This is a genomic window from Macellibacteroides sp. (assembly GCF_050251695.1).
Lineage (GTDB): Bacteria > Bacteroidota > Bacteroidia > Bacteroidales > Tannerellaceae > Macellibacteroides > Macellibacteroides fermentans.
The window spans coordinates 17,079-28,744 of record NZ_JBFWMI010000041.1 but is presented as its reverse complement, the minus strand read 5'-3'; the positions used below and the strand labels follow the sequence as shown (position 1 = coordinate 28,744).

Here is an 11,666-nt window from a genome sequence, read left to right as displayed (position 1 = left end):
CAAAAATGGATCAAAAATAAAAGAATCTAACCTGCGTTTAGATAACTTTTTTTATCTTCGCAAACAATGAGCACTGGTATACTTTTCAACTGGAATATGGTATACTTTTCAATTGTTATATACACTTCGTAAAAAATCATGAATAATGCTTTATTATACTTTTCAGAGGTAAAGTCGAAGAAAGTATATTGAAATATTAAAGGATTATTTCCTTTGAGTTGAAATTTATCTAAATCCACAGACAAAGAGTCAAAAATATCGCCCAAATGGTCATTAGACATATCTCCCATTTTTATTTGATTGGTTGTCACAGCAAGAAGTCTTTCCCATGTATAACCAAACTCTTGATAAAACAAAGCATAAGCTACTTTTCTTATGGTTCTATCGAATCGCCTTCTATCTATTTGAATTGATTTTGCATTTTCCTTGTAAAAAGAAACGTCTTTCAGAGTACTAATAATGGCGTTTGCAAGAGCAGAACTTCTTTTAAGAGAGGAAAATGATTTAGAAAAAAAATGATCAATAGATGTTTGGTTATTCTCGATAGACATCGTTATAATATTCCTTGCGTATTCATCATCTTTAGATGTATCCTCATTGTGAATTTTGCAAGCAGGCACAGTATATAGATTAAGCCTCATATCTTTAGGAAAAAAACATCTCGGAGGAACATGCTCGACGGATGTACTCTCATTGTCACACATATAACATTTCGCCATAATATATCTTTTGGTATTATTTTATTGGTATTAATCTACACTCCCCCTCCAATAGATATTCATAAACAGGAATCGTAGAACTTTCTCCATTCCAATATTTAAGAGTTTGATTTTTAGCTTCTTTAGTTGTAATATTATTAGGTATTAAATCCAACAAATTCATATCCCCTTTGAATAATTTTCTTTCATTAATAATTTCAACCTTACAGATTTCCCCTCCCCCTTTTATTTTATCTCTATAATAGATGCAATCATTTACGCTATCAAACAGGAAGAATGAATCTGCTCTTTTAGGCTTGTTTGGACAATATTCTTTTCGTACTAACTCGTAAATATATTCCCAAAGATAAAACCCTTCATTAAATAGCTGAATACCTATTTTAATAAGAGATTGAATTATCAAGACAAAATCTTCTACTCGAATCGGAAAATTTCTTTGTGCATACACCTCCTTAGAATAGGAAATTAAGCCATTATTATGTTGAGAAAAATTCTTCAGATACATTTCACCAAATAAGGATAAACCATTGTTTAAGGTGAAATAAAAATCGAGAGGAATTTCCAATTCTTCAGAAGAACTAACTATAAAATCCAATAAATCTGCATAATTATTGGATTTTGACAATATTAAACTGTAATTTGTGCTATAAGTATCAATAATAGCTTCTCTATCTATATGATTTACAACTTTATAATAATCCATATTTTTACTTATCATAGGTCTATAATCTCATATTATTTATAATTCCACCGTCTTCAATAACTGGAGATAATGTCCCTGTTGTTTCTTTTTTCGTAATCAATTCAAATACCCATTCCCATTATTCCCAAACAGATAATTCTGTTGAGGCTTATCACTCGCTTTCAAACCGTACTTTTTCACTACCTCATCCAACAAGCTCTCATCCAAATGCAGGTATGCCCCGAATGACGGGTGGTCTGTCAGTCCGAAACCTACCATTATCCCGTCTTTTTCATCTTCCAGACCCCGCATGAACACAAAATAATTGTGCGGATTGGCTCCGTCCATATTGAACATTATTTCTTCATCCGACAACTTTGGCGGAGTAACCCCTTCGGGCATCAATTTATAATAATCATAGTCCACCCATCCCCGGTTGCGGTAAGACGAGAACAGTTCCCTTAACTGCTCGGTTGTCAGATGCTTTATAGAATAAAATTGCTCAACCATACCTTAAAAATATCTCTGCCCAAAGGTAGGCAATATTGCCGGATAAGGTGGAAAAACTACCCACTCAATTTTCTCCGCCGACAAGACTTTGCTGCCACAAGTCGCCAGTTGATTGCCGGAAGCCTCCGCAGGCTTGATACCACTTTGTCAGTCAATATGTTACATCTAATTTCGCCTATGCACTGATATTGGTGCGAACTAAAAACATTCGTAAATATGGACGAAAAATTAAAGAACGATGCAAAAAAAGTAATGCTCGTTCAAGATGCAAGCAGCGGCCAACTGAAAGCCGTTACCGATGTGGATAAGGACGGAAATATTCAGACCGTCGAACCCACTAAAGCAAATCTGGCTTCCCTGTTGAATGTGAACACAAACGATTCTTTCATTGAAGCCTTTTTAAAAAAGATGATGGAGCAGGCGGATAATCCGGCACATTCAGGGTTATCCAATCCCATCAACAAGGTCTTTATCATGACCGAGAGTGTTTTCAACAAACTCGTCAAGATGAACTTTCCACCCGAAGAACTGGAAAAGTACCGTGTCGATCCGGCAGCCGAACTGGCAGCCCGGCAGGGACAGAACCCCAAAGTACAGCAGGGTGGCGGCGACACCACTTCCCAATCGACTTTCCAGCCGATGGACGTAAGCAAAATCGACCGGGCAGATTTGGAACGCAAAGGGATTAAGTGGGAAGATATGGAACCGCACCTGAAAGCGATGTCCTACGGCCATAAGTCCAACAAGATGGTTGAAATGAATCCCGAAATGGAGCCGGGCGGTATGCGCGTCCCCACAAAAGGACGCATCTCGCTGGAAGAACAACCGGACGGCTCAATCAAGGCTATTCCACATTACCATCAGGAAAAACCGAATCTGGATGCACCCCTGCATGGGACAAAGCTCGATGATGAAGCAAAAGCCAATCTACTGACAACGGGCAATGCCGGAAAAGTGATTGAACTGGAACTAACTCCCGGCAAGAAAGAACCCTGTTATGTTACCCTTGACAAAATGACCAACGGATTGGAAGTTCTGCCAGTCAGCCAGATTGGGCCGATTGACAAAATTAAAGGCGTCGAACTTACCGAAGGACAGAAGTTGGACTTTGCCGCAGGACGCAAAGTGTTGGTTGAGGGCATGACTTCCCGCAGCGGGACTAAATTCGACGGCTACGTTCAGGTTAATGCTTCCGATAAGAAATTCGATTTTACCTATGACGGCTTAGACCGTAACCGCTATGCTCAGGAGAATAAAGAAATCCGCCAGCAGAAGAAAGCGGGAGGTCAGGAAACAAAAAAGGAAGTTTCACAGGGTGAAGACAAAAAAGAGATTTTCATCCCTAAAAAACTGTTGGGAGTTGAGCTTGACGAAAAGCAGATTAAATCATTAGAAGCAGGTAAAGCCACCTATGTAAGAGCCATGATGAAAGACGGGCAGGATCAGCCTTTCAATGCGTGGGTTAAACCGAACTACGAAAAAGGCAAGCTGGATTTTTACAAATGGAATCCCGACTACGCCAAAAAGCAGGGTGCAACGGTAAAACCCGCCGAAGAAAGCAAAACTCAGGTAGCCGTCAATTCCGAGGGTAAGACCAACGAAGCAACCAAGAAAGTGGACAAGCCACTTCAACAGGGGCAGCAGAAGCCGACCGAAAGCCAGCAGAAGAAGCAGGACGAGAACAAGCAGCGCCAAAATCCTCAAAAACGGCAGTCTGCACCTAAAGCAAGGAAAAGCCGTGGGGTTTCCTAATTCATTAATTAACAATCAAAAAACAAAATCACAATGAAAGTATGTATTGCAGAAAAGCCCAGCGTAGCGCGTGAGATCGCCGCTATCGTGGGAGCAACAACAAAGAAAGACGGATATTTAGAAGGCAACGGCTATGCCGTTACGTGGGCATTCGGTCATCTGGTCGGACTTGCCATGCCCGAAGCCTACGGTTTAACAGGGTTTAAGGCGGAGAATCTGCCGATACTCCCCAAAGAGTTTATCCTTCAACCCCGACAGATTAAGGAGGGCAAGGAGTATAAGAATGACCCCGGTGTAATGAAGCAGTTAAAGGTAATTAAGGAGTTATTTTCCCGTGCCGACCGGATCGTCGTTATGACCGATGCGGGACGTGAGGGAGAACTTATCTTCCGTTTTATATACAGTTACCTCGATTGCAAAAAGCCGTTCGACCGCCTTTGGATCAGCAGCCTGACCGACCGTGCCATTCGTGAGGGACTGCAAAACCTCCGTCCGGGCAGTGATTACGATAACCTGTACCTGTCCGCCCGCGCCCGCAGTCATGCAGATTACGTCGTAGGAATTAATGCCAGCCAGGCATTAAGTATTTCCGCCGGGAGTGGTGTATTCTCTCTCGGACGGGTACAAACGCCTACATTGGCGATGATATGCAGCCGTTATCTGGAAAACAAAGATTTCAAACCGCAAACCTATTTCCAACTCAAACTGCATACAGCTAAAGATGCCACCTCTTTTTCAGCCCTGTCTTTGGATAAGTATGATACCCGGACAAAAGCGGATGAACTGTACACCCTTGTAAATTCCTGCGGTACGGCAAATGTGGTAAGTGTGGAACGCAAAGAAGCCAATCAGGAGCCACCATTATTATATGACTTGACTACTTTGCAGAAAGAGGCCAACAGTAAACACGGTTTTTCGGCAGATAAAACCCTCACGATAGCGCAAGCGCTCTATGAAAAGGCCGTACTTTCCTATCCCCGTACCGGTTCCCGTTATATCTCCACCGATGTATTCGATGAAATACCGCAGCTACTCGACAGCCTGAAAAGCTATTCCCGTTTTTCCGCTTATGTTTTTTCAATGGAAAATGCCCCGCTTAATATCCGCAGTGTGGACGACAAAAAGATTACTGACCACCATGCAATTATCATTACCGAAAACAAGCCCGGCGAACTTTCACCTGACGAACGCATCATCTACGAAATGGTTGCCGGACGTATGCTGGAAGCATTTTCTAAAAAGTGTAAGAAAGAAAATACGGTTGTTTCCCTTGAATGTGGCGGAGTAATATTTACAGCACGGGGAAGTATTATCCTTTCTGCCGGATGGCGTGGCGTATTTGGCGCACAGGAAGAAGAAAAAGAGGAAGATGCCACCGTACTGCCCGATATCACTCAGGGAGACAGCCTACCCGTGAAAGGTTGCGACGTATTGGAAAAACAGACCAAACCCCGCCCGTTACATACGGAGAGCAGCCTATTGTCCGCAATGGAAACCTGTTCCAAAGAAGTTGAGGACGAAGCCGAACGGGAAGCTCTCAAAGAATCAGGCATCGGAACGCCTGCCACCCGTGCAGCCATTATCGAAACACTATTCTCCCGTGAATATATTGTACGTGAAAAGAAATCACTTGTACCCACCAATAAAGGATTGACCGTGTATCTGGCTGTTAAGGATAAGAGGATTGCGGATGTTTCAATGACCGGCGAGTGGGAAAGCGCACTGAATAAAATCGCTTCGGGAGGGATGGATGCAAATACTTTTCACAAGGGTATAGAAGTATATGTCGCACAGATTACAACGGAACTGCTCTCTATCTCTATCGAGGGGGCGAGCAATCGTACCGGATGTAAATGCCCTAAGTGCAGCGGACAGGTGGTTTTCTATCCTAAAGTCGCCAAATGCCGGAATGAGGATTGCGGACTGACGGTATTCCGTTCCATAGCCGGAAAAGAGCTGACGGATGTACAACTATCCGACCTTTTCGGTAAAGGGAAAACCGGACTGGTAAAAGGCTTCAATAAAAAAGCCGGAGGAACTTTCGATGCTATTATTGCTTTCGACAGTGAATATAAAACCGTTTTTGAATTTCCAAAAAACAAACCGGGCAATGCAGGGAAAGGGAAAAAGCGGAAATAATCGTATATTTGCCACTAAGATTCTAATCATAGCATGTTTTTTTAAGATATGTTTTGAAAGGAATTTTAGTGGTGGGCGCTTCGGGTGGGAATCCGGAGCGCCTTTTCGCTTTTCCCCTCTCCATATTTTCAACCACTAAAATTCCAATGTTATGGCAAAAAATAATTCATCGCCTGGTGGCGAACTATCCTATTACGGGCTATCCCTCTTATCGTATCTCAGTGACAGTCATCCCGACAAAACCGGGGATAAGGCATTTATAACAAAACGAGCCGACCTTGCAGCAGAGGCTTACAGCGAGGCAATCCGAAACGGACTTACCCATATTGAAGCAGAAGAACTGGCAAATGCCGAACTATACCGGGGTTTACATTTTTCCGTTTACAATACCCTTGTAAATATACTCTGGGACGAGTTTTCGGTAGAAATTCCCGAAGATACGGCCCGCAAGGTCGCCCTGCAGGTCTTACCGCTATGCGGTAACGTGCTGGCAAAATACACCCTAACAGATGATTTTGCCGACACTCCTGCATACGACCTTTTATATACGGAACTCGTAGGAACAATCCAAATACTTCTGGAAGATGGCGCGGTTTAATAAAACGGCGCACCTTCGCCAGAATATCGACGCGATAAAGGCAGCCTTTACGCTCGACCGGGAAAAGCGGGAAGCCACCCCGGAGGAAAAAGAAGTATTGCAGCAATACAGCGGTTTCGGAGCGATTAAGGAAGTGATAGACCCGCTGCCGAAGAACGGCGGGAAAGCCACACCCTTAACCCCTCTTATCGAAGAACTGCATACAGTCCTGAAAGAGAACACTGCCAGTGAACGGGAATATAAACGCTATTTGAATGGCATCAAAGATTCCATTCTATCTGCTTTTTATACTCCACCCGTCATTGCCGACACTCTGATTGCATCGTTAATACAAAGTGGTGTTACACCCCAGCGGGTAATAGACCCAAGCGCCGGAGCAGGCGTATTTACAGACAGTCTTAGAAAATCCGCTCCCGATGCAGAAATAACCTGTTTTGAAAAAGACCCGATGACAGGTATGATACTAAAACACCTGCGCCCGGAGGATAATGTAAGGGTACAGGGGTATGAAACCATCGAGCCAAAGTATTCCGGCTATTACGATGTGGCGGCCAGTAATATCCCTTTCGGGGATGTTGCACTGTTCGACCCGTCTTTCTCAACAAGTACCGACCCCGCCCGTAGGCAAGGTACACGAACACTGCACAACTATTTCTTTATGAAATCGGTTGATACCGTCCGCGATGGCGGTATAATCGCCTTTATCACCTCACAGGGCGTTCTCAACTCCGAACAGAACCGCCCCATCCGTGAGTGGCTTGCGGACAGGTGCGATGTGGTTTCCGCTATACGTCTGCCTAATAATCTATTTACAGACCATGCCGGAACCGAAGTCGGCAGCGACCTCATTGTATTGCAGAAACGACCGGCTGGCGAATATCCCGTAACCGACCGGCAGACGGATTTTATCGAATCCCGCAAGCTGTCAAACGGTATTTCCATAAATAACCTGTTCCGGCAGTTAGACAGGGTTATCCAAACTGATGCCAAAGTAGGAACCGATCCTTATGGCAAACCCGCAATGGAATTTACCCATTCCGGTGGCGAAACAGGTATTGCCGATGACTTGCGACGGATGCTGGGCGAGGACTTTTCCAAACACCTCGACCTTGAACGCTACCTCTCTTTTGCTCCCCAGCATGCGGAGCAAACGCAAGAAAGAAAAGTAGATGCTCCACAAGTTGAACCGGAGCAGCATACAACAGTGGACATTGCAAGTGCTTCAAACAAAGTGGAAGCCGATGTTTCCACCTCGCACCTGCAAAGACCACAGGAGGAACGACTGCCAAATGACCTTAATCCCCTTTGGCAGACGGATGAGCTTGATCCGTTCTGGCAAGCCGTAGAGGAACACTTTGAAACTATGGACAGTCGGGATAATGCTCAAACGATTATCCCGACAGAGGAACAGGATGCTATCGCAAAAGCACAGGCGGAAGGACATAATCTTGATACAACCACCGGAGAACTGACGCCGATAGCTGATGTAGAACCTTTACAGGGTGTTCCGCATACTGATGAGGAAATCTATGAACCGACTGCTGAAGATTGGGCAGATTACGGCGCATACTTAGCCGAGCGGGAAAGCCGGGGTATAGAAGAACGACTACCCCAACCGGAAGACTACGGCATTATTGAGCCTGCCCCGGAAACTCCCGTTCAGGCGACTATGGAGCCGAAGCTAAACCAACAAACCACTCAGGCGGGCAATTTCAGCGGGACACTTTTTGACATGGACGACCCCGCTATTCTCGCAAAGCCGACTACGGAGGCTGCTCCAAAAGTAAACGTACAACAAGAACCGCTGATAACCCTTTATGACCTGTTCGGTTTCTCCGAAGAAGAACGCTCTCAGGTAAGCCGTCCCCGCAAGCGGAAAAAGACTGCCAAACCTAAAAAGAAACAGGAAGAAGACCGGGTAATCGAATGGCGGGAAGAGTTGATGATAGAGGCTTACGAACGTCGTCAGCGTGAAGAAAAGGAACAACAATCGAGACAACCCTCGCAGGATAATACACCGCTTGTTTATCCGGTCGAAGATGCCCGCAGAGCGGAACAACAGGAAGCCTTACGGCGTGAGCAGGAACGGGAAGAATACCTGAAACCTATCCCGTTCAAAGCGGAAATACTACCTCATTACCGTGAGGGTTCGCTCGTTTCGGACGAGCATAACCGTATCGGATATCTGCGGGGTATGGAAGGCTTGCAGCCTATGTTCCACCCGTTGGAACTGACCGAAACACAGGAAAAGAAAGCCTCTATCTACGTCGAAATACGTGATACTTATTATCATTTATATCAGAATGAAGCCGAACGGCTGGAAGCCAACCCCGCCCTCCGGGAAATGCTAAACCGTCTGTACGATAATTTCACAGACCGTTTCGGCAGGCTGAATGAGAAGAAAAACCTCGACCTGATTAAAATGGATTCGCGGGGAACGGAAATCCTTTCTTTGGAACGCTACATTGACGGGGTAGCACAGAAAGCCGATATTTTTCATCATCCGGTAGCGTTCAACCCCAATGAGATTACCGAAGCTGCCGATGCCCGTGAAGCGTTGGTCGCAAGTCTGAATAAATACGCCGGGGTAAATCTGGAATATATGGCAGGACTTACCGGAGGAACACAGGATAGTATTCTGGAAGAATTGCATGGCAGCATCTATTTCAACCCGGAAATTAACGGCTATGAAATTGCCGATAAATACATAGCCGGAAATGTCATAGAGAAAGCGGAACGGGTGGAGCGTTTTTTGAATGATAACCCCGACCATATCCCGGCAGCAAATTCTCTGCGGGCGCTTCGGGAAGCTACCCCGAAACCCATTGCCTTCGATGACCTTGATTTTAATTTCGGCGAAAGGTGGATTCCTAAAGGTATTTATGAAAAATACGCATCGCACCTATTTGATGCAGATGTTACAATAAATTTCGCACCCAACATCGACGAGTATAGCGTAAAGGCAGACAGGACGAACGTAAAAATAACCGACCAGTATGCCGTGAAATCACAGAGCCGTACATTCAACGGCATACACCTGATGAAACACGCCCTGCAAAACACTTCACCGGACATCACCAAAAAAGTAAACAAGCTGATTGACGGTAAAATGCAGGAGGTCAAAGTGCGTGATCCCGAAGCCATACAACTCGCCAACTCCAAGATAGACGAGATGCGGAACGGTTTTTCCGACTGGCTGCGCGACCAATCGCCGGAGTTCAAGGACAGGTTGGCTGACCGCTACAACCGTATGTTCAACTGTTTTGTGCGCCCCAACTACGACGGCTCACACCAAACCTTTCCGGGACTTGACCTCAGGGGATTGGGCATACAAGACCTGTATAAGAGCCAGAAAGATGCAATCTGGATGGATAAACTACTGGGCGGGAATATTTGCGACCATGAGGTCGGAGGCGGTAAAACGCTGATTATGTGTTGCGGGGCAATGGAGAAAAAACGGCTCGGATTAGCCAATAAACCCATGATTACAGGCTTAAAAGCCAATATTCATGAGATTGCCAAGACTTTCTGTACCGCCTATCCGAACGCAAAGGTTCTTTACCCCGGCAAGGAAGATTTTACTCCCAAAAACAGGGAGAGGATCTTCCGTGAGATAAAGAATAACGATTGGGATGCCGTTATCCTGACACACGAACAGTTTGCCAAGATACCGCAATCACCGGAACTGCAACGGGAGATATTGCAGACCGAACTTGACAGCGTGGAGGAAAACTTACAGGTTCTTAAAGACCAGGGCAAAGAAGTTTCCCGTGCCATGCTGAAAGGTTGCATAAGGCGAAAGCTCAATCTGGAAGCCAAACTGCAAACGGTTATGCACACCATTGAAAACCGTAAGGATGATACGGTCGATTTCCGCTTAATGGGTATCGACCACCTCTACGTGGACGAATCGCACAAATTCAAGAACCTTACGTTCAATACCCGCCACGACCGGGTAGCGGGATTGGGAAATCCCGAAGGCTCACAACGTGCGCTGAATATGCTCTTTGCCATCCGTACCATTCAGGAACGCACGGGGCGCGATTTAGGCGCTACTTTCCTTTCGGGGACAACCATATCCAACTCCCTTACCGAGTTGTATCTGTTGTTTAAATATCTCCGTCCGCAGGAAATGGAGCGGCAGAACCTTAAAACCTTTGATGCGTGGGCAGCCGTTTTTGCTAAGAAGTCCATTGATTACGAGTTTTCGGTAACCAATGAGATTGTACAGAAAGAGCGTTTCCGGTATTTCATCAAAGTGCCGGAACTGGCCGCCTTTTATTCCGAGATCACCGACTTTCGTACAGCCGCCGATATCGGTATAGACCGTCCGGAGAAGAACGAGATATTGCACAACATACCGCCCACGCCCGACCAGACGGCATTTATCGAACGCCTTGTGCAGTTTGCAAAGACCGGCGACGGTGAACTGTTGTTCCGTGGTAAACTGACAGAAAGAGAAGATAAAGCAAAGATGTTGATTGCGACGGATTACGCCCGTAAGATGTCGCTCGATATGCGTATGGTCGATCCGACTCGCTTCGGCGACCATGTGGACAATAAAGCCAGCCATTGCGCCCGGATGATCGCCGACTACTATTATAAGTACGACCAGCATAAGGGTACACAGTTCGTTTTCTCCGACCTCGGCACTTACAAAGCCGGGGAGTGGAACGTATATAGTGAAGTAAAACGTAAATTGGTCGAAGATCACGGCATACCTGCTCATGAGGTACGTTTTATTCAGGAAGCTGCCAGCAGCGAGAATATGCGCAAGCGCATGATAGAGGAAATGAAAGAGGGTAAAATCCGTGTCATGTTCGGTTCAACCGAAATGCTTGGAACAGGTGTAAACGCACAGAAAAAGTGCGTAGCCATCCATCATCTCGATTGTCCGTGGGTGCGACACGAAGTCGCGTAAATGATTGTTTGAAGTTCTGCCAAAGAGTTGGAGAACGCTTAAACCTGCTGTTCCGTCAGCAGTAGCCTACAACCAGATGCACCAAATAGTGATATAATGTATCAAGCTGGTTGGACAATGTACTCCTCCCGAAAGGGGCAGACAGAAGCGTGAGTGGAAATCAATGGCTGTTAGTATCATACAGTCGGGAGGCTAGGCTGAGTAGTATGGTTAGCATAAGCGAACTGTTGTGTAAACATCGTAAAGTCGTAAGGGAGCGTAAGATACTATTTCAAGCTCCACCCAAAATGGGATGCAGCCAGTTAATCCCCTCCATGGTGGGATTACACGGATATAAGGGCTGTC

The 11,666-nt window shown here is 45.5% G+C and carries 6 protein-coding genes and 1 pseudogene; 4 read left to right on the top strand and 3 right to left on the bottom strand.

Going from position 1 to position 11,666, the window contains the following annotated elements:
- Nucleotides 1-26: 26 nt before the first annotated feature.
- The 3 genes from AB7E53_RS07920 to AB7E53_RS07910 form a co-directional block, all read right to left on the bottom strand.
- Complete coding sequence (locus tag AB7E53_RS07920; protein ID WP_446775086.1) at nt 27-641, bottom strand: hypothetical protein; 615 nt, start codon at nt 639-641, stop codon at nt 27-29.
- A gap of 94 nt (nt 642-735) precedes the next feature.
- Complete coding sequence (locus tag AB7E53_RS07915; RefSeq protein WP_446775084.1) at nt 736-1,422, bottom strand: DUF2441 domain-containing protein; 687 nt, start codon at nt 1,420-1,422, stop codon at nt 736-738.
- A gap of 96 nt (nt 1,423-1,518) precedes the next feature.
- Entirely contained in the window at nt 1,519-1,911 is a 393-nt protein-coding gene (locus AB7E53_RS07910; RefSeq protein ID WP_446775082.1) for a hypothetical protein, read from the bottom strand.
- Nucleotides 1,912-2,127: 216 nt separating this feature from the next.
- Between AB7E53_RS07910 and AB7E53_RS07905 the strand changes: the two genes are divergently transcribed.
- From AB7E53_RS07905 to AB7E53_RS07890, 4 genes and pseudogenes are all read left to right on the top strand, one after another.
- Entirely contained in the window at nt 2,128-3,663 is a 1,536-nt protein-coding gene (locus AB7E53_RS07905) for a DUF3945 domain-containing protein (protein WP_446775081.1), read from the top strand.
- A 33-nt stretch (nt 3,664-3,696) separates the two neighbouring features.
- Nucleotides 3,697-5,802, top strand: coding sequence for a DNA topoisomerase 3 (locus AB7E53_RS07900; RefSeq protein ID WP_446775079.1), 2,106 nt, complete (start codon nt 3,697-3,699; stop codon nt 5,800-5,802).
- Nucleotides 5,803-5,953: 151 nt separating this feature from the next.
- Nucleotides 5,954-6,400, top strand: coding sequence for a DUF1896 family protein (locus tag AB7E53_RS07895; protein WP_446775077.1), 447 nt, complete (start codon nt 5,954-5,956; stop codon nt 6,398-6,400).
- Nucleotides 6,387-11,300 (top strand): annotated as a pseudogene (locus AB7E53_RS07890) (N-6 DNA methylase); the annotation flags it as partial. The gene AB7E53_RS07895 and the pseudogene AB7E53_RS07890, both read left to right, overlap by 14 nt.
- Nucleotides 11,301-11,666: the final 366 nt, after the last annotated feature.